Annotated in this window: 29 protein-coding genes; 11 read left to right on the plus strand and 18 right to left on the minus strand. The window is 54.1% G+C overall.

The annotated features are described in order from the left end of the window. The 9 genes from B9Y90_RS02660 to fkpA all read right to left on the minus strand — a co-directional run. Positions 1-176: GTP-binding protein (locus B9Y90_RS02660; RefSeq protein WP_016831079.1), on the minus strand; the 176-nt coding region annotated here is incomplete at its 3' end. A gap of 71 nt (positions 177-247) precedes the next feature. Beyond that, positions 248-2,362, minus strand: coding sequence for an elongation factor G (gene fusA, locus B9Y90_RS02665; RefSeq protein WP_039288316.1), 2,115 nt, complete (start codon positions 2,360-2,362; stop codon positions 248-250). A 93-nt stretch (positions 2,363-2,455) separates the two neighbouring features. Beyond that, positions 2,456-2,926 (minus strand): 30S ribosomal protein S7, encoded by a 471-nt coding sequence (rpsG, locus tag B9Y90_RS02670; RefSeq protein ID WP_008457106.1) that lies wholly within the window; start codon positions 2,924-2,926, stop codon positions 2,456-2,458. A 95-nt stretch (positions 2,927-3,021) separates the two neighbouring features. Next, positions 3,022-3,396 (minus strand): 30S ribosomal protein S12, encoded by a 375-nt coding sequence (rpsL, locus tag B9Y90_RS02675; protein ID WP_008457105.1) that lies wholly within the window; start codon positions 3,394-3,396, stop codon positions 3,022-3,024. 124 nt (positions 3,397-3,520) lie between these two features. Further along, on the minus strand, positions 3,521-3,808 hold the full coding sequence (gene tusB / locus B9Y90_RS02680) for a sulfurtransferase complex subunit TusB (RefSeq protein ID WP_085540133.1): 288 nt from the start codon (positions 3,806-3,808) through the stop codon (positions 3,521-3,523). Between the two features lie 7 nt (positions 3,809-3,815). Then, positions 3,816-4,175 carry a sulfurtransferase complex subunit TusC gene (tusC, locus tag B9Y90_RS02685; protein ID WP_085540134.1) on the minus strand — a complete coding sequence of 120 codons (360 nt, stop codon included), beginning with the start codon at positions 4,173-4,175 and terminating at the stop codon, positions 3,816-3,818. Further along, complete coding sequence (gene tusD / locus B9Y90_RS02690; protein WP_039288325.1) at positions 4,175-4,561, minus strand: sulfurtransferase complex subunit TusD; 387 nt, start codon at positions 4,559-4,561, stop codon at positions 4,175-4,177. The genes tusC and tusD overlap by 1 nt, the downstream gene beginning before the upstream one ends. Beyond that, the gene (locus tag B9Y90_RS02695; RefSeq protein WP_008457101.1) at positions 4,561-5,289 is read right to left on the minus strand and encodes a helix-turn-helix transcriptional regulator; all 729 of its coding nucleotides are present in this window, start codon (positions 5,287-5,289) and stop codon (positions 4,561-4,563) included. The genes tusD and B9Y90_RS02695 overlap by 1 nt, the downstream gene beginning before the upstream one ends. 339 nt (positions 5,290-5,628) lie before the next feature. Next, the gene (gene fkpA, locus B9Y90_RS02700; RefSeq protein ID WP_008457100.1) at positions 5,629-6,456 is read right to left on the minus strand and encodes an FKBP-type peptidyl-prolyl cis-trans isomerase; all 828 of its coding nucleotides are present in this window, start codon (positions 6,454-6,456) and stop codon (positions 5,629-5,631) included. Positions 6,457-6,686: 230 nt separating this feature from the next. Here fkpA and B9Y90_RS02705 point away from each other — a divergent pair, with 230 nt between their 5' ends. Beyond that, positions 6,687-6,905 carry a protein SlyX gene (locus tag B9Y90_RS02705; protein WP_008457099.1) on the plus strand — a complete coding sequence of 73 codons (219 nt, stop codon included), beginning with the start codon at positions 6,687-6,689 and terminating at the stop codon, positions 6,903-6,905. Between the two features lie 51 nt (positions 6,906-6,956). On the opposite strand, the gene slyD is transcribed toward B9Y90_RS02705, so the two are convergent. The 4 genes from slyD to kefG form a co-directional block, all read right to left on the minus strand. Beyond that, on the minus strand, positions 6,957-7,541 hold the full coding sequence (gene slyD / locus B9Y90_RS02710; protein ID WP_085540135.1) for a peptidylprolyl isomerase: 585 nt from the start codon (positions 7,539-7,541) through the stop codon (positions 6,957-6,959). Between the two features lie 98 nt (positions 7,542-7,639). Next, a complete protein-coding gene (locus tag B9Y90_RS02715; protein ID WP_016538480.1) occupies positions 7,640-7,840 on the minus strand; it encodes a YheV family putative zinc ribbon protein in 201 nt (66 codons plus the stop codon). Positions 7,841-7,851: 11 nt separating this feature from the next. Beyond that, positions 7,852-9,657, minus strand: a complete 1,806-nt coding sequence (kefB, locus tag B9Y90_RS02720) for a glutathione-regulated potassium-efflux system protein KefB (RefSeq protein WP_008457096.1) — start codon at positions 9,655-9,657, stop codon at positions 7,852-7,854. After that, positions 9,657-10,208, minus strand: a complete 552-nt coding sequence (gene kefG, locus B9Y90_RS02725; RefSeq protein ID WP_176227838.1) for a glutathione-regulated potassium-efflux system ancillary protein KefG — start codon at positions 10,206-10,208, stop codon at positions 9,657-9,659. Before kefG ends, kefB begins: the two co-directional genes overlap by 1 nt. 124 nt (positions 10,209-10,332) lie before the next feature. Between kefG and B9Y90_RS02730 the strand changes: the two genes are divergently transcribed. Then, entirely contained in the window at positions 10,333-12,237 is a 1,905-nt protein-coding gene (locus tag B9Y90_RS02730; RefSeq protein ID WP_085540136.1) for an ABC transporter ATP-binding protein, read from the plus strand. 41 nt (positions 12,238-12,278) lie between these two features. Here the strand turns inward: B9Y90_RS02730 and B9Y90_RS02735 are convergent, their stop codons facing one another. Continuing rightward, positions 12,279-12,881, minus strand: coding sequence for a LysE family translocator (locus B9Y90_RS02735; RefSeq protein WP_008457089.1), 603 nt, complete (start codon positions 12,879-12,881; stop codon positions 12,279-12,281). Between the two features lie 60 nt (positions 12,882-12,941). On the opposite strand from B9Y90_RS02735, the gene B9Y90_RS02740 reads away from it, so the two are divergent. The 3 genes from B9Y90_RS02740 to B9Y90_RS02750 all read left to right on the plus strand — a co-directional run bounded on the left by B9Y90_RS02740 (position 12,942) and on the right by B9Y90_RS02750 (position 15,138). Further along, positions 12,942-13,958: a hydrolase gene (locus tag B9Y90_RS02740; protein ID WP_052050119.1), complete on the plus strand. Its 1,017-nt coding sequence runs from the start codon at positions 12,942-12,944 to the stop codon at positions 13,956-13,958. Position 13,959: 1 nt separating this feature from the next. Beyond that, the gene (locus tag B9Y90_RS02745; protein ID WP_008457083.1) at positions 13,960-14,178 is read left to right on the plus strand and encodes a YheU family protein; all 219 of its coding nucleotides are present in this window, start codon (positions 13,960-13,962) and stop codon (positions 14,176-14,178) included. 90 nt (positions 14,179-14,268) lie between these two features. Then, on the plus strand, positions 14,269-15,138 hold the full coding sequence (locus B9Y90_RS02750; protein ID WP_039288349.1) for a phosphoribulokinase: 870 nt from the start codon (positions 14,269-14,271) through the stop codon (positions 15,136-15,138). A gap of 36 nt (positions 15,139-15,174) precedes the next feature. On the opposite strand, the gene B9Y90_RS02755 is transcribed toward B9Y90_RS02750, so the two are convergent. Further along, positions 15,175-15,579, minus strand: a complete 405-nt coding sequence (locus tag B9Y90_RS02755; protein WP_085540137.1) for an OsmC family protein — start codon at positions 15,577-15,579, stop codon at positions 15,175-15,177. Positions 15,580-15,892: 313 nt separating this feature from the next. On the opposite strand from B9Y90_RS02755, the gene crp reads away from it, so the two are divergent. Both crp and B9Y90_RS02765 read left to right on the plus strand, forming a co-directional pair. Continuing rightward, positions 15,893-16,525, plus strand: coding sequence for a cAMP-activated global transcriptional regulator CRP (gene crp / locus B9Y90_RS02760; protein WP_000242758.1), 633 nt, complete (start codon positions 15,893-15,895; stop codon positions 16,523-16,525). Between the two features lie 62 nt (positions 16,526-16,587). Next, positions 16,588-18,672, plus strand: a complete 2,085-nt coding sequence (locus tag B9Y90_RS02765) for a YccS/YhfK family putative transporter (protein WP_085540138.1) — start codon at positions 16,588-16,590, stop codon at positions 18,670-18,672. A 2-nt stretch (positions 18,673-18,674) separates the two neighbouring features. On the opposite strand, the gene argD is transcribed toward B9Y90_RS02765, so the two are convergent. The 3 genes from argD to ppiA all read right to left on the minus strand — a co-directional run bounded on the left by argD (position 18,675) and on the right by ppiA (position 21,246). Continuing rightward, positions 18,675-19,895, minus strand: a complete 1,221-nt coding sequence (argD, locus tag B9Y90_RS02770) for a bifunctional acetylornithine/succinyldiaminopimelate transaminase (protein WP_085540139.1) — start codon at positions 19,893-19,895, stop codon at positions 18,675-18,677. An 89-nt stretch (positions 19,896-19,984) separates the two neighbouring features. Continuing rightward, the gene (pabA, locus tag B9Y90_RS02775) at positions 19,985-20,548 is read right to left on the minus strand and encodes an aminodeoxychorismate synthase component 2 (protein WP_085540140.1); all 564 of its coding nucleotides are present in this window, start codon (positions 20,546-20,548) and stop codon (positions 19,985-19,987) included. A 125-nt stretch (positions 20,549-20,673) separates the two neighbouring features. Next, positions 20,674-21,246, minus strand: coding sequence for a peptidylprolyl isomerase A (gene ppiA / locus B9Y90_RS02780; protein ID WP_039288366.1), 573 nt, complete (start codon positions 21,244-21,246; stop codon positions 20,674-20,676). Between the two features lie 280 nt (positions 21,247-21,526). Between ppiA and tsgA the strand changes: the two genes are divergently transcribed. The 4 genes from tsgA (at position 21,527) to B9Y90_RS02800 (ending at position 26,557) form a co-directional block, all read left to right on the plus strand. Then, positions 21,527-22,711: an MFS transporter TsgA gene (tsgA, locus tag B9Y90_RS02785; RefSeq protein ID WP_039288369.1), complete on the plus strand. Its 1,185-nt coding sequence runs from the start codon at positions 21,527-21,529 to the stop codon at positions 22,709-22,711. A gap of 175 nt (positions 22,712-22,886) precedes the next feature. Further along, positions 22,887-23,504, plus strand: a complete 618-nt coding sequence (locus tag B9Y90_RS02790; protein ID WP_039288372.1) for a glutathione S-transferase family protein — start codon at positions 22,887-22,889, stop codon at positions 23,502-23,504. 24 nt (positions 23,505-23,528) lie between these two features. Next, positions 23,529-25,595, plus strand: coding sequence for a 2Fe-2S iron-sulfur cluster-binding protein (locus B9Y90_RS02795; protein WP_085540141.1), 2,067 nt, complete (start codon positions 23,529-23,531; stop codon positions 25,593-25,595). Between the two features lie 71 nt (positions 25,596-25,666). Next, the gene (locus B9Y90_RS02800) at positions 25,667-26,557 is read left to right on the plus strand and encodes a LysR family transcriptional regulator (protein ID WP_085540142.1); all 891 of its coding nucleotides are present in this window, start codon (positions 25,667-25,669) and stop codon (positions 26,555-26,557) included. Positions 26,558-26,700: the final 143 nt, after the last annotated feature.

Consider the following 26,700-nt stretch of genomic DNA (forward strand, 5'->3'; position numbering starts at 1 on the left):
CGAGCTTTTTCTTCTGGTGCGTTATCGATCTGGTCGAATGCACGAGCAGAACCACCGTAGGTTTTAGCCAGAACGGTAGTGATTGCAGCGGTCAGAGTGGTTTTACCGTGGTCAACGTGGCCGATAGTACCAACGTTAACGTGCGGTTTTGTACGTTCAAATTTTTCTTTAGACACGGCTATATTCCTTACTATTGTGCTCTCACCTTATGGAGAGAGCACGGGATCATTGTGTTAAAAGCGTTGGCTTATTTGCCACGAGCTTCGATTACGGCCTGAGCAACGTTGTTAGGTGCGTCATCATACTTCAGGAATTCCATGGAGTAAGATGCACGACCTTTGGTCAGAGAACGCAGCTGAGTTGCGTACCCGAACATTTCAGACAACGGAACTTCAGCATGAATCTGTACGCCAGTAGCGTTAGATTCCTGGCCTTTCAGCTGACCACGACGACGGCTAAGGTCACCGATAACGTCACCGGTGTTCTCTTCCGGAGTTTCAACTTCAACCTTCATGATAGGCTCAAGCAGAACTGGTTTAGCTTTCTTAAAGCCATCTTTGAAGGCAATAGAAGCGGCCAGTTTAAACGCCAGTTCGGAGGAGTCAACGTCATGGTAAGAACCGAAGTGCAGACGCACGCCGAGATCAACAACCGGGTAACCCGCCAGTGGACCAGATTTCAGCTGCTCCTGGATGCCTTTATCAACGGCAGGAACGTATTCGCCAGGAATTACGCCGCCTTTGATGTCGTTGATGAACTCGTAACCTTTAGGGTTAGAGCCCGGCTCCAGTGGGTACATGTCGATAACAACATGACCGTACTGACCACGACCACCAGACTGCTTGGCGTGTTTACCTTCGATATCGGTAACTTTAGCGCGAATCGCTTCGCGGTAAGCAACCTGAGGTTTACCGACGTTCGCTTCAACGTTGAATTCACGCTTCATACGGTCAACGATGATGTCGAGGTGCAGCTCACCCATACCGGCGATGATGGTCTGGTTAGATTCTTCATCAGTCCATACGCGGAATGATGGGTCTTCTTTAGCCAGACGGCCCAGAGCCAGACCCATTTTTTCCTGGTCAGCTTTGGTTTTTGGTTCAACGGCGATGGAGATTACCGGCTCTGGGAATTCCATACGCTCCAGAATGATAGGCGAATCTGGATCACACAGGGTGTCACCAGTAGTTACGTCTTTCAGACCGATAGCAGCCGCGATGTCACCTGCGCGAACTTCTTTGATCTCTTCACGTTTGTTAGCGTGCATCTGAACGATACGGCCAAAGCGCTCACGAGCAGCTTTAACGGAGTTCAGCACGGTATCACCGGAGTTAACAACGCCGGAGTAAACGCGGAAGAAGGTCAGGTTACCAACGAACGGGTCAGTTGCGATTTTGAATGCCAGAGCAGCAAACGGCTCGTCGTCAGTTGCGTGACGCTCAGCCGGAGTGTCTTTACCGTCATCCAGAATACCGTTGATTGCCGGTACGTCGGTTGGTGCTGGCAGGTAATCGATTACCGCATCCAGCATCGCCTGAACACCTTTGTTCTTAAATGCAGAACCACAGGTAACCAGGATGATTTCGTTGTTCAGAACGCGCTGACGCAGAGCTTTCTTGATTTCTTCCTCGGTCAGCTCTTCGCCGCCCAGGTATTTTTCCATCAGCTCTTCAGAGGCTTCTGCAGCGGACTCGATCAGGTTCTGGTGCCATTCGTCAGCCAGGTCCTGCATGTCAGCTGGGATATCTTCGTATTCGAAGGTAACGCCCTGATCTGCATCGTTCCAGTTGATGGCTTTCATTTTCACCAGGTCGATAACGCCGGTGAAACCTTCTTCAGCACCAATCGCCAGCTGAAGCGGAACAGGATTCGCGCCCAGACGGGATTTGATCTGGCCTACAACTTTCAGGAAGTTTGCACCCATACGGTCCATTTTGTTAACGAACGCGATGCGTGGAACTTTGTATTTGTTAGCCTGACGCCATACGGTTTCAGACTGTGGCTGAACACCACCAACTGCGCAGTAAACCATTACTGCACCGTCAAGAACACGCATGGAACGTTCTACTTCGATGGTGAAGTCAACGTGCCCTGGGGTGTCGATGATGTTTACGCGGTGCGGTTCATACTGCTTAGCCATACCAGACCAGAATGCAGTAGTTGCAGCGGAGGTAATGGTGATACCACGCTCCTGCTCCTGTTCCATCCAGTCCATGGTTGCAGCGCCGTCATGAACTTCACCGATTTTGTGGTTTACACCGGTGTAGAACAGAATACGTTCGGTAGTCGTGGTTTTACCGGCGTCGATGTGTGCACTGATACCGATGTTACGGTAGCGTGCAATGGGTGTTGTACGAGCCATTTGATTCCTCTATATCCTGGGACGTTCAAGTTAAGTAACCCAAAGCGGGCAGCTTCATGAAGCGCCCGCTTGGGTAACACTACGAAGGATTTATTACCAACGATAGTGAGCGAACGCCTTGTTGGCTTCAGCCATACGGTGAACGTCTTCACGTTTCTTCACTGCAGTGCCTTTGTTTTCTGCAGCATCAGACAGTTCATTCGCCAGGCGAAGAGCCATGGATTTATCACCGCGTTTACGAGCAGCTTCAACGATCCAACGCATTGCCAGAGCATTACGACGAACCGGACGAACTTCAACTGGAACCTGATAAGTAGAACCACCTACACGGCGGGACTTAACTTCGACGGTCGGACGGACGTTGTCCAGAGCGACTTCGAAAGCTTCCAGCTCGTTTTTACCAGAACGCTGAGCCAGGGTTTCCAGCGCGGTATAAACGATAGATTCTGCAGTAGATTTTTTACCATCTACCATCAGGATATTTACAAATTTAGCCAGCAGCTCTGATCCGAACTTAGGATCCGGCAGAATTTTACGCTGACCAATCACGCGACGACGTGGCATAGGAATACTCCGTTGTTAATTCAGGATTGTCCAAAACTCAAAGAGTTTATTTTGACATTAATTTAAAACGTTTGGCCTTACTTAACGGAGAACCATTAAGCCTTAGGACGCTTCACGCCATACTTGGAGCGAGATTGCTTACGGTCTTTAACGCCGGAGCAGTCAAGCGCACCACGAACGGTGTGGTAGCGAACACCTGGCAGGTCTTTAACACGACCACCACGGATCAGGATCACGGAGTGTTCCTGCAGGTTGTGACCTTCACCGCCGATGTAGGAGGTGACTTCAAAACCGTTAGTCAAACGCACACGGCAAACTTTACGCAGTGCGGAGTTTGGTTTTTTAGGAGTGGTGGTATATACACGGGTACATACACCACGTTTTTGCGGGCAAGCTTCCAGCGCAGGCACGTTGCTTTTTGCAACTTTGCGTACGCGTGGTTTGCGAACCAGCTGGTTAACTGTTGCCATTAAATAGCTCCTGGTTTTAGCTTTTGCTTCGTAAACACGTAATAAAACGGCCTCATATAATATGAGGACGCAGAATTTTAGGGCTGAGCCGAAAAGGTGTCAAGAAATATACAGCGATCCACCGTCACCAAGCGAACTGCTGGCTATGTTTTATCGTTAATCTGACGAAATCAGTATAGCCGACACGCTCAACTTTGGACGAAATTTGAGCAACAAGACCTCTGGCCTCAACATCTTCTTGCAGAGCGTGAACAGTAATGGGGGCAGAAAGCAGTAATTCAAGCGCCCGGCTGCCATTCAGCGCGGCAATCACGCCATCTTCAATCAGCAGTAAATCGTCGCCTGGCTGGGTATAACGCAGAATCTCGGTGATATCGCACTGAAAGGGCGAGTGACGTAAGGTATGCAACATGAGCGCCTCAGAAAGTGAGTACAACGTCGTACTGGTTTAATTTTTCCCTCAGCACATCAGGTGCCAACACTTCAGCATCAATAACCCTGGATGCCTGATCCGAAAGCCCTCTTTCCCTTAATGACGCTGCGCAAAGGAAGCACTGTTCGATATCGTACAGCGGCAAAATGCGGAAGGTGGCGATGTAATCCCTGCCCAGTACTTTGGCAGGCTGTTGCCCCGGCAGCAGTTGTAAAACACCATCGCCAACAAAGAACACGCCGATATCTTCTGACAGGGCCGATGTCGCCAATAAGGCATCCAGCCCTTCCCGGCCAGAAGTGCTGCCGTGCGGCGCAGATCGAAAAACAAAAGCAACGCGCTTCATTAGAACTGCACCATTCTTTCACAGGTAAGCGCGGCTTCTGCCAGCGCTCCCAGGCCACTAAGCGTAAAGCCAGGCTGGAGATTACTCACGTTGAGCCCCAAAGATTTGGCCTGTTCTTCATCAGTGACGCCGCGACGCAATGCCGCTGCCACGCAGATATGCAGTGCCACATCGTGCTGCGCGTTCAGGCTCTGCCACTCGCGGACAAGGTCAACCTCATCGCTTGCCGGGGCGGTCAGCTGATTGGCGTTATAAATCCCCTCACGGTAGAAAAAAACGCTCTCAAGCGTGTGTCCTTCCGCCAGCAACGCCCTGGCAAACAGCAATGCGCTGCTCGCCTGCTGCGTCCCATAAGCCGGGCCAGTGACCATCAAGGCAAAGCGCATTACTTATCCTGACCGAGGAAGTCGCCGTTTTTGAACTGGCGAATGTAGAGATAAACGGTATGTTTGGAAATGTTCAGCCGATCGGCAACCTGGTTGATGGCATCTTTGATGTCGAAGATGCCTTTCTCATAGAGGTTGAGCACTATCTGGCGGTTCTTGGCGTTGTTTGAGACGTTGCGATCGGCATTCACTTCTTCAATCGTGAATTCCAGCGTTTGCATCACAAGATCCTCTACGGAGGACGCAAAGTTCACCGAAGATGGGACTTCCTGATCCTGCGTTTCTGGTGGAATGAAGGTCGACATGATCTGGGAGAACGGCACGTCGAGATTCATGTTAATGCAAAGCAAACCAATCACCCGCTGGTCACGGTTGCGGATCGCGATCGTCACCGACTTCATCAGTACGCCACTTTTTGCGCGAGTGAAGTAGCATTTAGAGACGCTGCTGTCGGCACCGGTCATATCGTGCAGCATGCGCAAAGCCAAGTCGGTAATTGGCGAGCCTATTTTTCGCCCGGTATGTTCACCATTAGCGATACGAATGGCTGAACATTTCAGGTCCTGCAGGGAGTGCAGAACGATTTCGCAATGGGAGCCAATCAGCATCGCTAACCCGTCCACGACCGCTTCATAGGATTTTAATATTTCGAAGTCGGTTTGTTCAAAAGGACGCTGGTCCAGCAAATCAAGTTCACTGGTTTCGTTGGTTAAAAGCGAATTGGACATGAAAAAATACCACCCTCTCAGATTGATGACAAACGTCCGGACAACGGGGTTCTCGGGCGTTTGGGGTAAATCAGCAGACTTCGTCCATTATTTTTATTGCTGCAAATTGAGCGTGTTATGGATAAAAGACGTTGCCAGCAATTTACTCTAAAGAGAGCCTGTCGCGCTTTGATGGTGTCAGGGCAGACTCATACTCGATTGAAACGCTGCCCGCTAAGGTAATACAACGTAAGACGTGCTTTCCAGTCTTTATTCTCCTCATTACGCGTGGGGGGAATAAACACCGGCGGCAAAAACAAAACCGCCGCCCGGTGGGCGGCGGCTCAAACAACCTGCTAATTACTTGCTTTTAGCAGCGTCAGCGGCTTTAGCATCTGCAGCAGCGGCTGGCTTAGCGTCAGCTTTTGGCGCTTGTTTAATGTCCAGCAGCTCAACTTCAAATACCAGCGTAGAGTTGGCAGGGATCCCCGGCACGCCGGTTTTGCCGTAAGCCAGTTCTGGTGGAATTACCAACTTGATCTTGCCGCCTTTCTTGATGTTTTTCAGGCCTTCGGTCCAGCCAGGGATAACACCGTCAAGGCGGAAGGACAGTGGCTCACCGCGGGTATAAGAGTTATCAAACTCTTTACCGTCGATCAGCGTACCTTTGTAGTTAACCACAACGGTATCGGTATCCTTCGGCGCATCACCAGTACCGTCTTTCTCAACTTTATACATCAGGCCGGTAGAAGAGGTTTTAACGCCTTTCTCTTTCGCGAAAGCATCACGGAAGGCTTTGCCTTTGTCCGCGTTCTCTTTAGCGTCTTTCTCCATTTTCTCCTGAGCGGAGGCTTTTACGCGAGTCTCAAACGCCTGCAGAGTTTGTTCAATTTCCTGGTCAGACAGTTTGCTCTTATCCGCAAATGCATCCTGTACGCCCGCGATCAGCTGAGCTTTGTCCAGGGTGATCCCCAGTTTCTCTTGCTCTTTCAGGGAGTTTTCCATGTAACGCCCGAGCGATGCGCCCAGTGCATAGGCCGCTTTCTGGTCGTCGTTCTTAAAGGCCGCTTTGCTGTCAGCCTGAGCCGCAGGTGCATCTTTCGCAGCAGCAGGCGCCGCAAAAGCAGGGGCATTAAGGGCAACGGCCATTGTGGTCGCCAGAAGCGTTACTTTAAATAATGATTTCATCCATTTCTCCAAGGGCCGGGGCCTCTCACCCCAGGGTTTCAAATAAACTAAGTGACGTACTATAACGTCGTGAAAGAAATCTACACAATCTCTCAGCGAGTTATCGAGTCAAATTGAGATTCTTTTTGTTTAAAGAAGTTTCCTTCAACGTGCTTCTGCGCTGTAAAGCTTGGTCATTTTCAGTAAAATCACCGCATATTGTCCATCGCGCAGGCAAAAGAGGAACCGCCATGCACACTAAATCCACCGAACAACGGCTGGAAGATCTCGAGAGTCGTCTCGCTTTTCAGGAGATTACGATTGAAGAGCTGAACCAGACCGTGACGGCGCACGAGCTTGAGATGGTCAAACTTCGCGAGCATTTCCGCCTGCTGGTTGAAAAGCTGAAGGCAAGTCAGCCGTCGATGATCGCTTCAGAGTCCGAAGAGACGCCACCGCCGCATTACTGAATAACAGATGTAAAAAAGGCCGCTAATGCGGCCTTTTCTCTTTCACAGCGATCAGTGGCAACCACAGCCGCCGTTACCGCAACCACCTTTACCATGCTCGTGGCCATGGTCGTGATCGTGGCCGTGACCACCGCAGCAACCATCGTGATCGTGGTCGTGATGATGGTCGTGCTCACCGTGAACGTGGCCATGGGCCAGCTCTTCAGCAGTCGCTTCGCGGATAGCAACAACTTCCACGTTGAATTTCAGGTTCTGGCCAGCCAGCATGTGGTTACCGTCAACCACAACGTGCTCGTCTTCCACTTCGGTAATTTCGACCGGCACTGGATCCTGATCGGTTTCCGCCATAAAGCGCATACCAACCTGCAGCTCGTCAACGCCCATGAAGACGTCTTTCGGTACGCGCTGCACCAGGTTTTCGTCGTACTGACCGTAAGCGTCGTTCGCGCCCACTTCAACGTCAAACTTGTCGCCAACTTCGTGACCATCCAGCGCCGTTTCCAGGCCAGAGATCAGGGAGCCGTGACCGTGCAGGTAGTCCAGCGGCGCGCTCACCGGAGACTCATCGACCAACACACCGTCTTCTGTACGTACCTGATAGGCCAGGCTGACCACCAGGTCTTTTGCTACTTTCATGATATCTCCTGAACGAGCGTAGGGAAAAAACTGGCGCCGATTGTAGCGGAAATCTGCGCCGCTGTACCCTCTAGCTTAAAAAAAGCTGCTCCATCTCGCTAGTCGGGATGGAAAATCCCTATCACTTGCTCCTGCTCACGAACGTGCTCGCGAACCTGCTTATCGGCTTCACGCATCTGATGGCCGCACTTAACGCACTCAACGATATCAACATTGTTCTCACGCCATAGCGCGAGGGAATCCTTAGCCTGACACTTAGGGCAAACCGCCCCGGCAATAAAACGCTTACGCACTGACATTGGCTTCACCTTTATTCAAATTCGTCCCAGCCGTCCAGCTGCCGACGCTCTTGCTGCATTTCACGCTCAAAAATATCTTCCAGTTCACGCCGCGCTTCCCGCACCCTGGAAATCTGCGCGCTGTCCGTGTGAATTGGCATCAATTCACGCAGCATACGCATATCCAGCCGACGGAAATGCAATTGAGCTCGATGCGCCTGGTGCGGATGCATACCCAGCGTGAGCAAGGCCTTACGCCCAAGCTCAAGGGCGCTTGAGAATGTTTCACGCGAGAACAGCTTAACGCCGGCCTGCAGCAATTCATGTGCTTCCACGCGGCCGCGAGCACGCGCCAGTATCGCCAGATGTGGAAAGTGTTGTTGACAGAGGTGGACAATCCGCATCGTATCTTCCGGCTCATTGCAGGTGATAACAATGGATTTGGCCTCTTCCGCTCCCGCCGAACGCAGCAGTTCCACTTCCGTCGCATCGCCGTAATACACTTTATAGCCGTATTTTCTCATCAGGCTCACGGCGCTAATATCCCGTTCAAGAACGGTGATACGCATCTTATTCGCCATCAGCAGGCGGCCAATCACCTGACCAAAACGCCCAAATCCGACGATGATGACCTGCGGATGATCGTCCTCAACGTAAGGCGTCTCCTCAGTTTCCTCGCCGGGATTAAAGCGCCGGGCAAGAATCGCATCAACGCCTTTCATCAGCAGCGGCGTGGTCATCATCGACAGCGTCACCGTCACCAGCAGCAGCGGCATTTGATCGCCCTGGAACAGCTTCTGCGAAGCCGCCGCGGAAAACAGCACGAAGGCAAACTCGCCGCCCTGGCTTAGCACGCCGGCAAACTGCAGACGCTCAGAGCTGCGCAAACCATAAACCCGCGACAGGCCGTACAAAATGGTGGCTTTCACCGCCACCAACGCAACCACGCTCACGGCAATCCACAGCAAATGGGTGAACAAAACGCCCAGGTTCAGCGCCATGCCAACAGAGATAAAGAACAACCCCAGCAACAGACCTTTAAACGGGTCGATGGCAATTTCAAGCTCGTGACGATATTCGCTTTCTGCCAACAACACGCCGGCCAGAAATGTCCCCAGCGCCATAGAAAACCCCAGCGCGTCCATAAACAGCGCCGAGCCTAGTACCAGCAAAAGAGAAGCGGCGGTAAAGACTTCACGCACCCCAGAACCGGCAATAAAGCGGAAAACAGGGCGAAGCAGATATCGCCCGCCCAACAACATGCCGATAAACGCCAGCGCCTTCAGGCCAACTTTAATCCAGTCTGTATGATCGTCGCCGTTTCCGGCCAGCAGTGGCACCAGCGCCAGCGCCGGGATCACCGCCAGATCCTGGAACAAGAGCACCGAAAAACCTAACTGGCCGGATTCGCTGCGGTTCATGCTTTTATCGCGCATCAGCTGCAGCGCCATCGCCGTGGAGGACATCGCAAGGCCGATACCACCCACTACCGCAGCCTGCCAGGAGAAATTCGTCAGCATCAGCAGGCCCGCGAGCACCACCGCGCTGAGAATGACCTGCGCCGCCCCAACGCCAAAGATAGAGCGCCTCAGCTGCCATAGCTTCGACGGATTCAGCTCCAGCCCGATGATAAACATCAGGAACACCACGCCCAGCTCAGAGAAGTGAAGGATCTCATCAACATCGCTGATAAACCCTAAGCCCCAGGGGCCAATGGCGATACCTGCCAGCAAATAGCCCAGCACGGCGCCAATGCCTAAACGTGCGGCAACGGGCACGGCAACAACCGCGGCGAAAAGAAACAACACCCCCGCCAGCAGTAAATCAGACCCTTCCATCAGCGCCCTCCCATCTGCAGCGGATTCGCCAGCCACTCACCGTAGGCTTTCGCATGGCTTTGCAGCTCCGGCTTAGACTGGCGGCGAGCCCAATAAACGATAATCGGCATCAGCCAGTGCATCTTGCACATCGCGGCGGTGAGTTCAAACGGTCGCAAAATTTCGGTTAAAGGAAAGCGGTTATAGCCGTCATAGCGATAGGCCCCTTCCGGCTCACCGGTGGTGATCACGCTGCGCCAGTACTTTCCCGCCAGCGCGTTGCCTCCGATGCCGCTGGCAAAGTCCCGACTTAAGACGCGATCCATCCACTCTTTCAGCAACGCAGGGCAGCTGTAGGTATAGAGAGGGTGTTGAAAAACAATGACATCGTGCTCCAGCAGCAATGACTGTTCGTGATAAATATCGATAAAGAAATCGGGATAGTGCGCGTAGAGATCGTGCACGGTCACATTTTCAAGCTGCAGAGCCGGCTGAAGCAAAACCCGGTTAGCCACCGAGTCCTGGGATTCCGGATGGGCATACAGCAGCAAAACTTTCGGCGGCTGCGACATCATTACCCTCCAGGGCGTCGTCATAGTCATTATTTTGGGCTACCATGCAGCCCGACCTGTTGCCCAGGCGACATGTTAACGAATTACAATGACAATTTAACATACTCTGAACATACGGCGCTTTATGATTGTTTTCTCCTCGTTACAAATTCGTCGCGGCACCCGCGTTCTGCTGGATAACGCCACCGCCACCATCAACCCCGGGCAAAAAGTCGGCCTGGTGGGTAAAAACGGCTGTGGAAAATCCACGCTGCTGGCGTTGCTGAAAAACGAGATAAGCGCCGACGGCGGAAGCGCAAGCTTCCCCGGCAACTGGCAGCTTGCCTGGGTGAATCAGGAAACGCCCGCCCTTGCGATGCCGGCGATAGAGTATGTCATCGACGGTGACCGCGAATTCCGCAAGCTGGAAGCCGAGCTAAACGCCGCCAACGAACGCAACGACGGTCACGCCATTGCGCTGGTTCACGGCAAGCTGGATGCGGTAGATGCGTGGACCATTCGCTCCCGCGCCTCCAGCCTGCTGCACGGTCTGGGCTTCAGCAATGAACAGCTGGAACGCCCGGTAAGCGATTTCTCGGGCGGCTGGCGCATGCGTCTTAACCTTGCCCAGGCGCTGATTTGCCGTTCCGACTTGCTGCTGCTCGATGAACCGACTAACCACCTCGATCTGGACGCGGTCATCTGGCTGGAACGCTGGCTAAAAAGCTATCAGGGTACCCTGATTCTTATCTCTCACGACCGGGACTTCCTCGACCCGGTGGTCGATAAAATTATCCACATCGAACAGGAAAATATGTTCGAGTACACCGGCAACTATTCGTCGTTTGAGATCCAGCGCGCAACTCGCCTGTCTCAGCAGCAGTCGATGTACGAAAGCCAGCAGCAAAAAGTGGCTCACCTGCAAAGCTTTATCGATCGCTTCAAAGCTAAAGCGTCCAAAGCCAAGCAGGCGCAGAGCCGCGTGAAAATGCTGGAGCGCATGGAGCTGATTGCTCCGGCGCACGTCGATAACCCGTTCCACTTCAGCTTCCGTGCGCCAGAAAACCTGCCCAACCCGCTGCTGCGGATGGAAAAGGTCAGCGCGGGCTACGGCGAGCGGGTGATCCTCAACTCCATCAAGCTGAACCTTGTTCCTGGCTCACGCATTGGCCTGTTGGGCCGAAACGGCGCGGGTAAATCCACGTTAATCAAACTGCTGGCCGGTGAGTTACAGCCGCTGCAGGGTGATATTGGCCTGGCCAAAGGCATCAAGCTCGGCTACTTCGCCCAGCATCAGTTGGAATACCTGCGCGCCGATGAATCGCCACTTCAGCACCTGGCTCGCATTGCCCCACGCGAATTGGAACAGCAACTGCGCGACTATCTGGGCGGCTTTGGTTTCCAGGGCGATAAAGTCACGGAGCAGACGGCACGTTTCTCCGGCGGTGAAAAAGCCCGGCTGGTACTGGCGCTGATTGTCTGGCAGCGCCCTAACCTGCTGCTGCTCGATGAACCGACGAACCACCTTGATCTCGACATGCGCCAGGCGCTGACCGAAGCGCTAATCGACTTTGAAGGCGCGCTGGTTGTGGTTTCGCACGACCGTCACCTGCTGCGTTCCACCACGGACGATCTGTACCTGGTGCATGACGGCAAAGTGGAAGCTTTCGATGGTGACCTTGAGGATTACCAGCAGTGGCTGAGCGACCTGCAAAAACAGGAAAATCAGCCCGCTGAATCCATGAAGGATAACGCTAACAGCGCCCAGGCCCGCAAGGACCAAAAGCGCCGTGAGGCCGAACTTCGCACACAGACCCAACCGCTGCGCAAGCAAATCACCCAGCTCGAAAAACAGATGGAAAAGCTGAACGCCCAGCTTGCAGAGGTAGAAGAGAAGCTGGCAGACAGCGCTATCTACGACCAGAGCCGTAAAGCCGAGATGAACGAATGCCTGCAAACGCAGGTAAAAGTGAAGTCGGCGCTGGAAGAGTGCGAAATGGAATGGCTGGACGCTCAGGAACAGCTTGAACAGATGCTACAGGCCGACTAAACCCCAGGTTTTCCCTCTCCTCGCGGGGAGAGGGTTTGCCCTCAGCGCCAGATAAGCAGCACGCAGGCGGCGGTTAACACGCCCATGCTGACGTTGAAAATAGCCCAGGAACGACGGCTGCGCAGGAACAGGCCAATCAGGCTACCAAAGGCTATCCAGATAACTCCGGCCACAATGTTGACCAGCGCAATCCCTACGCTAATCATCGCCACGGAATGCAGGTAGGCTGCGCCCGCCAGGCTGAAACTGGCTACCGCGCCCAGCGCCATCAGCCAGGCTTTAGGGTTAATTACCTGCAGCAGGCCGCCCTGCCAGAAAGGTACCGGAGACGGCGGCGCCGCATCCGTCTCTAATCGCTCGTATTTCGCGGTGCCAATTTTCCAGGCCAGCCACAAAAGGTAAACGCTCCCGGCAATCTTCAGGATAAGGTGCAGAGCAGGGTAAAGCAGGATTAAGCTACCCACGCCAAAGGCAACAAGCACTAAAATGCACTGCATTCCGAGCATGATGCCAATCATCAGCGGCAGGCTGCGGAAGAAACCGTAATTCGCCCCGGATGCGGTAAGTAGCGTATTATTAGGGCCAGGTGTGATGGCGGCGACCCAGAGAAAGCCCAGCATCGAAAGAAAAAGCGTTAAGTCCATGAATTGGGTGCTCCACACCCGAAGAATAATTAGCGAACTAAACGAAACTAACAGTGTGATATGGCCAGTACAAGTCCTTTAGAATTGAATATTCATCATGATGAAGGTGACGATTTCCGCCCGATGCGCGGACTCAGTAACCCGCATCTGCAAACCATGATCCCACGTTTGATTCGTCGTCGAATCAATTTCAAACCCCACTGGCAGCGGCTGGACATGCCGGACGGAGATTTTGTCGATCTTGCGTGGAGCGAAGATCCGCAAACCGCCCTGCACAAACCGCGTCTGGTGGTGTTTCACGGGCTGGAAGGCAGCCTCCACAGCCCCTACGCCCATGGCATGATAGAAGCGGCGAAAAAACGCGGCTGGCTGGGCGTGGTGATGCATTTTCGCGGCTGCAGTGGCGTGCCAAATCGCAAAGAACGCATTTACCACTCCGGCGAAACGGAAGACGGCACTTACTTCCTCGAATGGTTGAATCAGCGTTACGGTGAAGTCCCCACCGCCGCCGTTGGTTTTTCGCTGGGTGGGAATATGCTCGCCTGCCTGATGGCAAAACAGGGCGCAGCCTGCACCCTGAAAGCCGGCGTGATTGTTTCCGCCCCGTTGATGCTCGAGCAGTGTTGCTACCACATGGAACAGGGCTTCTCCCGCGTTTATCAGCATTACCTGCTGAACCTGCTGAAGAAAAATGCCGCCCGCAAGCTGAAGAGCTACCCAGGCTCGCTGCCTATCGACCTGCGCAAGCTGAAAAGCCTGCGCCGCATTCGCGAGTTCGATGACTTAATTACCTCGAAGATCCATGGCTTTGCCGACGCGCTGGACTACTATCGCCAGTGCAGCGCCATGCCGCTTTTGCCGGAAATCGCCGCTCCGACGCTGATTATCCATGCCAAAGACGACCCGTTCATGGATCACCACGTCATCCCGGACCGTGAAACGCTACCGCCCAATATCCAGTATCAGCTCACGACTTATGGCGGCCACGTTGGCTTTGTTGGCGGCACTCTGCTGCGCCCACAAATGTGGCTTGAGCAGCGTATTCCCGACTGGCTAACCCGTTTCCTGGACCATTGAAATGATCATCCCCTGGCAAGATCTCGACCCCGAAACGCTCGACAATTTGATTGAATCTTTTGTATTACGGGAAGGCACAGATTATGGTGAGCAGGAGCGCTCGCTGACGCAAAAAGTCGCCGACGTGAAGCGCCAGTTACAAAGCGGCGAGGCCGTGCTGGTTTGGTCTGAACTCCATGAAACGGTGAACATTATGCCGCGCGGGCAGTTTCGCGGCTGACCGCTAACTGGCAGGGTGATCTATACTGGCTGAAAAGTATAACAAGCAGATACAGCTCTCTTTTCCGATCCCTCACGGAGTTTTCACCCTATGTCAGCCAAACACCCGGTTATTGCGGTCACAGGTTCCAGCGGCGCCGGAACGACAACCACCAGCCTCGCTTTTCGCAAAATTTTCCAGCAGCTCAACCTGCGCGCCGCCGAAGTTGAAGGCGACAGTTTCCACCGTTATACCCGTCCGGAAATGGACATGGCTATCCGCAAGGCACGGGATGCCGGCCGCCATATTAGTTACTTTGGGCCAGAAGCCAACGATTTCGGGCTATTGGAACAAACCTTTATCGAGTACGGCCAGACCGGCAAAGGGCAATCGCGTAAATACCTGCATACCTACGATGAAGCCGTGCCGTGGAATCAGGTACCGGGAACGTTTACCCCCTGGCAGCCGCTCCCGGAGCCCACTGACGTCCTGTTTTATGAAGGTCTTCACGGCGGCGTGGTCACCCCTCAGCATAACGTCGCCGACTGCGTCGATTTATTGGTAGGCGTGGTGCCCATCGTTAACCTGGAATGGATCCAGAAACTGGTGCGCGACACCAGCGAGCGTGGGCATTCGCGGGAAGCGGTGATGGATTCCGTTGTGCGCTCCATGGATGATTACATCAACTTCATTACCCCACAATTCTCACGTACCCATATCAACTTCCAGCGCGTTCCGACGGTGGATACTTCTAACCCGTTTGCCGCCCGGGCCATTCCGTCGCTGGACGAAAGCTTCGTGGTCATTCACTTCCGCGGGCTGGACGACATCGACTTCCCTTATTTGCTGGCGATGTTGCAGGGGTCGTTTATCTCCCACATTAATACATTGGTGGTGCCGGGAGGGAAAATGGGGCTGGCGATGGAGCTGATCATGGCCCCGTTGGTGCAGAGGCTGGCGGAAGGCAGGAAAATTGCCTGATGGCGTAAGGGCGGTTTGTACACCGCCCTTTTCTACTTATGCTTCAATAAGTTCGTAGCTGTGGCTAATCTCTGCGGCTTTCTCCAGCATCAACGTCACCGAGCAATATTTCTCTGCAGTCAGCTCAACGGCGCGGGCAACCGCACTTTCTTTCAGCTCTTTACCACTCACAACAAAATGCAGATGGATGTGGGTAAACAGGCGTGGCGCTTCTTCACGACGTTCGGAAGTCAGTTTCACCTCACAATCCGTCACCTCATGACGGCCTTTTTGCAGAATCGACACCACGTCAATTGAGCTACAACCACCCGCGGCCATCAGCAGCATTTCCATCGGACTTGGCGCTTTATCCCCGGAGTTGCCGTCCATCAGAATTTGGTGGCCAGAAGCGGATTCACCGAGGAAAGTCATGCCTTCCACCCATTTAACTCTTGCCTGCATTTTACTTACTCCCGTTGAGAAAATATTCTTTCAGATTACGCGTCTACGTGAAAACTGGCAACGTAAGGCGATCCAGGTCATGCTGAAACGAGACAATACAAGACACTTACCAAAAGCTATGCTAAAACAATCCGGATGCTGCTGCGATACAGAGACGTTTATGCCGTAAGCAGAGGAAACGACTAATTACAGGCCGCAGGGTTAACCTGCCCGCCAGCTCCCAGGGCTTGGGAAAATTTCACGATTGCAACGCCAGACAAGAGGTTTCACGTCTTGTCTTTGGTAGCCAGTTTATAACAGAGGATAACCGCGCATGGTGCTTGGCAAACCGCAAACAGACCCGACTCTCGAATGGTTCTTGTCTCATTGCCACATTCATAAGTATCCGTCGAAGAGCACGCTGATTCACCAGGGTGAAAAGGCGGAGACGCTGTACTACATCGTCAAAGGCTCCGTAGCTGTTCTGATTAAAGATGAAGAAGGCAAGGAGATGATCCTTTCTTATCTGAATCAGGGTGATTTCATTGGTGAATTAGGTTTATTCGAAGAAGGTCAGGAGCGTAGCGCCTGGGTTCGTGCCAAGACCGCCTGTGAAGTAGCTGAAATTTCCTATAAAAAATTCCGTCAGCTGATTCAGGTCAACCCGGACATCCTGATGCGCCTTTCTTCCCAGATGGCACGCCGCCTGCAGGTCACCTCTGAGAAAGTCGGCAACCTCGCGTTCCTCGACGTGACCGGCCGTATCGCTCAGACGTTGCTTAACCTGGCTAAACAGCCGGATGCCATGACCCACCCGGACGGGATGCAAATCAAAATCACCCGCCAGGAAATCGGTCAGATCGTGGGCTGCTCCCGCGAAACCGTTGGCCGTATTCTGAAAATGCTGGAAGATCAGAACCTCATTTCCGCCCACGGTAAAACGATTGTCGTTTACGGCACACGTTAATTAGCCCTTATAAAGGCGTGTGGCTTCGGTAACACGCCTTTTTTGTCTCTACAATTCAGGCTATGTGGAAGAGATTAATTTACCACCCGGAAGTTAACTACGCGCTGAGGCAAACGCTGGTGCTGTGTCTTCCCGTGGCTATCGGCCTACTGCTTGGCAGCCTGCAAAACGGCCTGCTCTTCTCGTTAGTTCCCGCCTGCTGCAACATTGCCGGGCTGGACACACCGCACAAACGCTTCTTCAAACGTTTGATTATCGGCGGCAGCCTGTTCGCCCTCAGCAGCCTTATCCTGCAGCTTCTGCTGCTTTATACCCACATCCCGCTGCCGGCGATATTGATCGTCATGGCTCTGCTGCTCGGCGTCACGGCGGAAATCAGCTCACTTCACGCACGCCTGCTGCCCGCGTCGCTGATCGCCGCTATTTTTACGCTCAGCATGGCCGGGAATATGCCGATCTGGAAACCCATGGTGCTCTATATCTTCGGCACCATCTGGTACGGCGCCTTCAACTGGTTTTGGTTCCGGCTATGGCGTGAACAGCCGCTCAGAGAGTCGCTCAGCCTGTTGTATCGCCAGCTTGCAGATTACTGCGAAGCAAAATACAGCCTGCTAACCCAGCACACCGATCCGGAAAAGGCGCTGCCGCCGCTGCTTGCCCGCCAGCAAAAAGCCGTCGACCTGATAACCACCTGTTATCAGCAGTTGCATATGCTGTCCGCCAACCAGCAAAACGGCTACAAGCGCCTGTTACGTGCTTTCCAGGTCGCGCTGGATTTGCAGGAGCACATTTCGGTTAGCCTGCATCAGCCGGAAGAGGTTCAGAAGCTGGTCGAGCAGAGCCATGCGGAAGCCGTGATCCGCTGGAATGCCCAAACCATCGCCGCGCGCCTGCGCGTGCTGGCAGACGATATTCTTTATCACCGCTACCCAACGCGTTTTACCATGGACAAGCAAATCGACGCGCTGGAAAAAATCGCCCGCCAGAACCCGGACAATCCTGTGGGGCAGTTCTGCCATTACCACTTCAGCCGCATTGCCCGGGTACTGAAAACCCAGCGGCCGCTGTACGTGAGGGATTTAATGGAGGACAGGGAACGCCGTTTACCGTTTTTCCCGGCCCTGAAAAGCTATCTCTCGTTCAAATCCTCCGCTTTGCGCAGCTCCGCACGTTTAGGCGTGATGCTGACCATTGCCAGCCTGCTGGGCTCCTTCTTACACTTGCCAAAGCCGTATTGGATCCTGATGACGGTGATGTTCGTGACGCAAAACGGCTATGGTGCAACGCGGGTGCGCATCGTTCACAGGGCGGCAGGCACCATGGCAGGGCTGTGTATAGCGGGTATCACCCTGCACTTCCACGTCCCGGACAGCTACACCCTGCTGGCGATGTTAATGATTACGCTGGTGAGCTACCTGTTTATCCGCAAAAGCTACGGCTGGGCCACCATCGGTTTCACCGTCACGGCGGTATATACCCTGCAGCTCATCACCCTCAGCGCCGAGAGTTACATCATTCCCCGGCTCATAGACACCCTGCTCGGCTGCCTGATTGCCTTTGGCGGCATGATCTGGCTCTGGCCACAGTGGCAAACCGGCCTGCTGCGCCAGAACGCCCACGACGCATTGGAGGCGGATCAGGACGCTATTCGGCTGATATTAAGCAACGATCCGGAGCCCACCCCGCTGGCCTGGCAGCGTATGCGGGTCAACCAGGCGCACAACGCGCTGTTCAACTCGCTCAATCAGGCGATGCAAGAGCCAGGATTTAACTCTCACTACCTGGCAGACATGAAACTCTGGGTGACGCACAGCCAGTTCATCGTCGAGCATATCAACGCCATGACCACACTGGCGCGCGAGCACAACATGCTGACGCCGGACCTGGCGCAAAAGTATCTGCAGTCTTGTGAAATTGGGTTACAGCGCTGCCAGCAAAGGCTGGAGTATGACGGGCCTGGGGGGTCGAACGACGCCAATATTCTGGAACCGGATACGCTGCCCACGGGGCCGTTAAGCACCATGGAGCAGCATTTACAGCGGATTATTGGCCATCTGAACACCATGCATACCATCTCATCGGTAGCCTGGCGCCAGCGGCCTCATCATGGGATCTGGCTGAGCCGCCGCCTGCGGCGCTCGGGTTAGTTTTACCCCGCCACCACGTGGGCAACGGCTTTGGCGAAGCGCTGCATCCCTTCCTGGATATCCGCGTCCTCGACAATAAGCGAAGGCGCGAAGCGCATAACATCCGGCCCGGCGTTCAACACCATCACACCTTCTGTCGCGCCCGCATAGAGAAACTCGCGGGCGCGCCCTTTGTACTTCTCGTTAAGCTCTGCGCCAATCAACAGTCCCATGCCGCGAATGTCGCTGAACAGATCAAACTGTGCGTTTATCTTTTGCAGTTGCTCGACGAAAAGCTGACGTTTGGCTGCTACGCCTTTAAGGACTTCTGGCGTGTTGATGATATCGAAAGCCGCCCCGGCCACCGCACACGCCAGCGGGTTACCGCCGTAGGTCGAGCCGTGACTGCCGACGTGGAACGCGGAGGCAATTTCATTGGTTGTCAGCATCGCGCTCACCGGGAAACCGCCGCCCAGGGCTTTGGCGCTGGTCAAAATATCCGGTGTGACGCCGTAGTTGATATAAGCGAAAAGCTCGCCCGTGCGGCCCATACCGGACTGCACTTCATCAAAGACCAACAGTGCCTGGTGCTCATCACACAAATCGCGCAGCCCCTGCAGGAATTCTGGCGTTGCGGCGGTCACTCCGCCCTCGCCCTGAATTGGCTCCACCACCACCGCGCAGGTATGATCGTCCATTACCGCTTTCACTGCAGCAAGGTCGTTATACGGCACATGGATAATATCGGCAGGCTTCGGGCCGAAGCCGTCGGAGTATTTAGCCTGTCCCCCCACGGAAACGGTGAACAGCGAACGCCCGTGAAACGCATTGTAGAAGGCGATGATTTTGCTTTTGTACGGGCTGTGGCGGGTCGAAGCATAATAGCGGGCCAGCTTAAAGGCCGTTTCGTTGGCTTCCGTACCGGAGTTCATGAACACAACGCGCTCGGCAAAAGTGGCATCAATCAGCTTACGGGCAAGCTTCAGGGCAGGCTCATTAGTAAAAACGTTGCTGGTGTGCCACAGAGTTTCGCCCTGGGTTTTCAGCGCCTCCACCAGCGCGGGGTGGCAATGCCCCAGCGCGGTCACGGCGATACCTCCGGCAAAGTCTACGTATTCCTTCCCGGCGGAATCCCACACGCGGCTGCCTTTTCCTTTCACTGGAATAAATTCTGCTGGTGCATAAATCGGCAGAATCACTTCATCGAAGGTTGCCCGCGTAACCGCTGATTGTTCAGTTCCCATTTATTCCCCACCCGTTTTTATGCGTTAGACATGAATGAAAATATAATCACGAAATATGCATAAAAAACCAAATGCAGGCAAGTGACAATTCACCTCTGGAGGAAATTCGCCAGCAGCGCATGCCCCTGTTCACTGAGAATACTTTCCGGGTGGAACTGCACGCCTTCCAGATCCAGCGAACGGTGACGGATACCCATGATTTCCTGTTTATCCGTCCTGGCCGTGACCTCAAAACAGTCAGGCAGAGTATCGGGATCAATGAGCAGCGAATGATAGCGCGTCACCGTCAGCGGATTATTCAGCCCACGGAACACGCCGCTACCGTTGTGGCTGATGGCGGACGTCTTACCATGCATTACCTGCTCTGCCCGCACAATACTCGCGCCAAACGCCTGTGCGATAGCCTGATGTCCGAGGCAAACACCCAGAATAGGGAGTTGTCCAGCGAAGTGATGAATGGCGGCAAGGGAGATACCTGCCTCAGTCGGGGTGCAAGGGCCAGGAGAGATCACCAGCTTGCCCGGAGCCAGACGCTCAATATCGTCCAGCCCAATTTCGTCGTTACGCTTCACCAACACCTCCTCACCCAGCTCGCAAAAATACTGGTAGAGGTTCCAGGTGAAGGAATCATAGTTGTCGATAAGCAGTAACATGGCGGCTCCAGGGCAAAAAAGAACGCGCTATTCTAGACGCTTTCTGACGCCTGGCTCACCACTTATTGAAATTCGCTGCTTCGGGGAAGGGACAGAGCGGGCGAAAAACGCCCGCGCGGGGATACTTACGGCAGAACCTTCGCAGAAAGGATCACGATAGGTTTCGTCGGCACATTCTGGTACGGGCCAACGTCATGGCTTGGCGCCTGGGAAATTTTATCGGCAACGTCCAGGCCTTTGACCACTTTACCAAACACGGCATAGCCAAAGTCGCGCTGGCCGTGGTCCAGGAAGGCGTTATCAGCCACGTTAATAAAGAACTGGCTGGTTGCGCTGTCTTTGTCTGCGGTGCGCGCCATAGAAATGGTGCCACGAGTGTTACGCAGGCCATTGTCCGCTTCGTTCTTAATCGGCGCGTTAGGCTGCTTCTGATTCATATCTTCGGTGAAGCCACCGCCCTGAATCATAAAGCCCGGAATCACGCGGTGGAAGGTGGTGTTGTTATAAAAACCGCTATTGACGTAATCCACGAAGTTTTTGACCGAAACCGGCGCTTTCTGGCTATTTAACTCAAGCTCAATATTGCCAGCCGAGGTGGTCAACAGGACGTGCGGATCGCCTTTTGCAGCCAGCGCCGCAGGTGAAAGCGCAGAGAGGGCGAATACAGCTGCAACAGCCGCCAGTGTCGATTTGAGCATGAACAATTCCTTACGAAGGCAGTGAGTGAAGCAAGTGGCTTGATTGTAAAGAGGCACCGCAGCCGACGCCAGCCATTTACGGTTTTTTACTTACACGCAAATCAACAAGTTGCCGCGCCAACACGCTGAAATAGATTGAAATATGTGATGCACTTCATGATTCACTCAGTTTATTTCAGCAATAAATTCATAATTCATTTAAATAGATCACGCAAATGACTAAAATCTGCCCGTCCGCCGCGCTGTCAATGCGCTTTACATTTCCTTGCACAGGCTCGTTATGACTAACAGCAACCGAACCAAGCTCTTATGGATTAGCTTCTTCTCCTACGCCCTGACCGGGGCGTTGGTGATCGTCACCGGGATGGTGATGGGAAACATCGCAGAGTACTTTAATCTGCCGGTGTCCAGCATGAGTAATACCTTTACGTTCCTTAATGCCGGTATTTTAATCTCTATCTTCCTGAACGCCTGGCTGATGGAAATCGTGCCGCTGAAAACCCAGCTGCGATTTGGTTTCCTGCTGATGGTGCTGGCCGTCGCTGGCCTGATCTTCGGTCATAACCTCGCGATCTTCTCCGCTTCCATGTTCGTTCTGGGGCTGGTGAGCGGGATAACCATGTCGATTGGTACCTTCCTGATCACCCACATGTATGAAGGGCGTCAGCGCGGTTCCCGCCTGCTGTTTACCGACTCCTTCTTCAGCATGGCCGGGATGATTTTCCCGATGGTCGCCGCTATTCTGCTGGCTCGGAGCATCAACTGGTACTGGGTCTACGTGTGTATCGGCCTGGTTTATGTTGCTATCTTCCTGCTGACCCTGGGCTGTGAGTTCCCGGCGCTGGGCAAACATGCGAAGAAAGACGACCAGCCTGTCACCAAAGAAAAATGGGGCGTTGGCGTGCTGTTCCTGTCCATCGCGGCGCTGTGCTACATCCTCGGCCAGTTGGGCTTTATTTCCTGGGTACCAGAATACGCCAAAGGCCTGGGCATGAGCATCAACGATGCCGGCAAGCTGGTGAGTGACTTCTGGATGTCTTACATGTTCGGCATGTGGGCGTTCAGCTTCATCCTGCGTTTCTTCGACCTGCAGCGCATTCTGACCGTGCTCGCCGGCGCAGCCACCGTGCTGATGTACCTGTTTAACCACGGTGACCCGGCTCATCTGGCCTGGTTTATTCTGTCGCTTGGTTTCTTCTCCAGCGCCATTTATACCACCATCATCACCCTGGGTTCACAGCAGACCAAAGTGTCTTCACCGAAGCTGGTTAACTTTGTCCTGACCTGTGGCACCGTGGGCACCATGCTGACCTTCATCGTCACCGGTCCAATTGTCGCGCACAGCGGCCCTCTGGCTGCGCTGCACACCGCCAATGGCCTGTACGCTGTCGTCTTCGTCATGTGCCTGCTGCTTGGTTTCGTCACCAAACACCGTCGTCATGGCGCAGAGGCTGCTGCGCACTAATCGCCCTGAGATTTGCCCTCTCCCAGCCGGGAGGGGGTTCCTTGACTCTCCCGCTATTATTACGATTTTCGCAATAATGAATTGCCGATAAGGCTTATTCCTGCCCACTATTGCCTGTGGCAACCTGTTTGCATCGTTCGGGGCCTTTCCCGTTCAGCCAATCAGGAACCGATTTATGAAACTCTATGACTTCCCTCTGTCAGGCCATGCCCACCGCGCTCGTCTGTTTCTTTCCCTGCTCGGCCTGCCCCATGAGCTTGTTGAGCTGGACCTGAAGGCCGGCGCCCATAAGCAGCCGGAATATCTTGCGCTGAACCCGTTTGGGCAGGTCCCTCTGCTGGACGATGAAGGCACGCTGATCCCTGACTCCAACGCCATTCTTGTCTATCTGGCGAAAAAAAGTGGCCAAAGTGCCTGGCTGCCGGAAGACCCACAGGGCGCGGCAGCCGTTCAACGCTGGCTTTCCGTCGCCGCCGGAGACCTCGCCTTTGGTCCTGCCGCAGCCCGCCTGGTAACGGTTTTCGGTGCCAAATTTAACCCCGACGAGGTGATTGCGCGTGCTCACATCTTCCTGGGACGCCTTGAGCAGCATCTCGCCAACCGGGAATGGCTGGTCGGCGATCATCCAACCATCGCTGATGTCGCCATTTACAGCTATACCTCCAGCGCACCTGAGGGGAATGTAGATCTCTCCGGTTATCCAGCCGTTATGGCTTTCCTGCGCCGTATTGAAGCACTACCTGGATTTGTACCTTTCGTCAAAACGGCCGCAGGCCTTAACGCCGTAGCCTAGCCTCACGCTTTCGGGGAGAAAAAAATGAGCGAGAAGATAACGAAAAAGTCGGTCTGGCATGAAGGTGAAATATTCCTGCAGGATAAGGCTGGCGTAACCGAACGCATGGCTGAAGTGGGCCAGCGAGTGATACGCGACTACATGCCTGAACAGCATCGTGACTTCTACGCTCAGTTGCCTTTTATCGTCATCGGCAGCATCGCCCCGAATGGCGAAGCGTGGGCAACATTTCTGGAAGGTGAGCCTGGTTTTGTCTTATCTCCGACCTCAACCCACCTGACGATTACAGCGTCGGTGCCAGGTGAAGATCCGGCCAGAGAAGGGATGGTGCCCAACGCATCTATTGGCCTGCTGGGAATCGAGCTTCATACCCGACGGCGTAACCGGATGAACGGCACGCTGCTGCAGACGGAGGGCGCCCTTCAGGTTGAAGTCGACCAAAGCTTCGGTAACTGCCCGCGCTATATTCAACTACGTGAATTCACTTTTACCCGTGCGCCCGGTAGTCATGCAGGTGGTACGGTAGAGACGCTTCCGGGGCTGGACGCTGAAGCAAGCGCAATGATTCAGGCAGCGGATGCCTTTTTTGTCGCCTCCTGGGCCGAAAGAGACGGTAAACAGCAGGCAGATGTTTCCCACCGTGGCGGCAAACCAGGCTTCATCCGGGTTAACAACGACGGCACGCTGACCATTCCTGACTTCAACGGCAATCTCTTTTTTGCCACGCTCGGTAATATTCTGCTTAACGGCCAGGCTGGTCTGCTTTTCGTGGACTTTATCAGCGGCGACATGCTGCAAATGACCGGCGAAGCAAAAGTCATTCTGGACTCACCGGAAATCGCCGCCTTCCAGGGCGCAGAACGGCTGTGGACGTTTAAAGCCCACCGGGTTGTACGCCGCCGCAACGCGCTGGCATTGCGCTGGAAGTCTGAGGCTGAAGGGCATTCCCCTCATTCACTGATGACCGGCAGTTGGCAGGAAGCTGCGAGCAAGATAAAAGCCACAGAGCTGGCAACACGCTGGCGACCATTTCGCGTGGTAAACATTGTCGATGAGAGCCGCTCGATCCGCTCCTTCTATCTTCAGCCGGATGATGGCGCGGGTCTGCAACCCCATCTCGCCGGACAGCACTTGCCCATTCGCGTGAAACTTCACGGCGCAGAAGCCCCTGCAATCCGTACTTACACGCTTTCATCGGCTCCGTCCGACGGCTTTTATCGCATTAGCGTCAAGCGGGAAGGAAGTGTCTCCAGCCACCTGCACAACGGCGTTTCCATTGGCGATATTATTGACGTTCGTGCTCCGGCGGGTGGTTTCATCCTTGATGCGCATGCGCCACGCCCTGCCGTATTGCTGGCCGGCGGCGTGGGCATTACCCCGATGCTCGCCATGCTGCGGCACATTGTCTATGAAGGGTTACGCAAACAACGTATTCGACAAACATTTTTGTTCCAGGCAGCAAGACAGGTGGAAGATTTGCCTTTTACTCAGGAGATTGGCGAGCTGGTCGCGGCAGCCAAAGGTGCCGTGCAAGTGATTCGCGTCCTCAGTCGTCCTGGAAGTGCTCAACCTGGTGTGGACTATGATGTTCATGGCCATATCGATATGCCTTTGCTGACCAGTCGTCTGCCGTTTAACGACCACGATTTCTACCTTTGCGGTCCGGCGACGTTCCCCCAATCCCTCTACGACGGACTGCGGAAATACAACATCGGCGATGACAGAATCCATGCTGAAGCCTTTGGCCCCTCAGCGCTGGTTCGCACCACAGACAGCCAAACGGCAAAACCTGGCGCCCTACAGCCTTCCACCAGCCCCATACCGATTGCTTTTATGAGTTCGCTAAAAGAAGCTCGCTGGCTGCCGGATTCAGGTTCGCTTTTAGAACTGGCCGAAGCCAGGGGATTAACCCCGGAATTCAGCTGTCGGGAAGGCCACTGTGGAACCTGTCGGACTAAACTCCTCAAAGGCTCAGTCACCTACCCGAAAATCCCGTCCGCAAGCATGGCAAATGATGAGGTACTGATTTGCTGCGCAGTTCCGGCACAGCTGCCCGTAGGTGAAGAAAACCGCATTCAGCTTGAGTTATAACACCGCGGTTGCGTGATACCCGGCGAATAGCGAATACTGAAGCCCCCTTTTCGTCAGGCATGAGGTTGACCATGGATCGTTGGCAGGCGATGAAAATTTTCGTCAAAGTCGCAGAAACCGAGAGTTTTGCCGCTGCAGCGCGCCAGCTCCATATCAGTGCCCCGGTGGTCACCCGCGCGATTGCCGCGCTGGAAGAGGTCATCGGAACCCGGCTATTTATTCGCACCACACGCACAGTGAAGTTGACCGAGCCTGGCCTGCAATACCTCAACGACTGCCGCACGATTCTCACCAGCATAGAGGAAGCCGAGGCTGCAGCGGCAGGCTCCTATGCCACGCCGTCCGGGATCCTGTCGGTCACCGCCTCTGTTCTGTTCGGCCAGAAATTCGTCCTGCCTGTCATCACTGATTACCTTGATGCATGGCCAACCATGCGCGCCAGGTCGTTGTTCGTTGATCGCCAGGTGAACATCATCGAAGAAGGCATTGACGTTGCCGTACGTATTGGGCACCTGCCCGACTCAGGACTGACGGCAACCAAAGTCGGTACCGTTCGCCGGGTCGTATGTGCTTCGCCGGGCTACCTGGAAAAATACGGCACGCCGATAACACCTGCGGATCTTAAAAACCATCGTATTGCCTCTTCGGCCAGCGCCTGGGCCTCACCGGAGTGGCGCTTTGCGGGTGAGCAACGCGTCATGATCAATGCCGCGCTCCAGTGCAACAACAACGAGTCATCAATTGCCACCGCAAAAGCGGGGTGGGGATTGACGCGAGTCCTGGATTATCAGATAGCGTCGGCCCTGCGCGACGGCACACTGCAAATCGTACTAAGCGATTACGAGCTTGAGCCATTCCCCATACATGTGGTGCATACCGAAGGCCGCCACGTTTCTGCAAAAGTACGCACTTTTGTTGATCTGATTGTTGCCCGGCTCCGCGCGAACCCTTTGCTGAACTGAATATCCCCTCATCTCTGCCCTGGCGAAAAACCAGTCAATTCCATAACTTACAAAAATACATCAAAATCAATGATATACCTCTTAATGGGTATATAAAGGCGCATTTGATTTGCATCAATAATCACCACGGCTGAATCGTTAAG

It is taken from the genome of Cedecea sp. NFIX57 (genome assembly GCF_900177785.1).
GTDB classification, from domain to species: domain Bacteria; phylum Pseudomonadota; class Gammaproteobacteria; order Enterobacterales; family Enterobacteriaceae; genus Cedecea; species Cedecea neteri_C.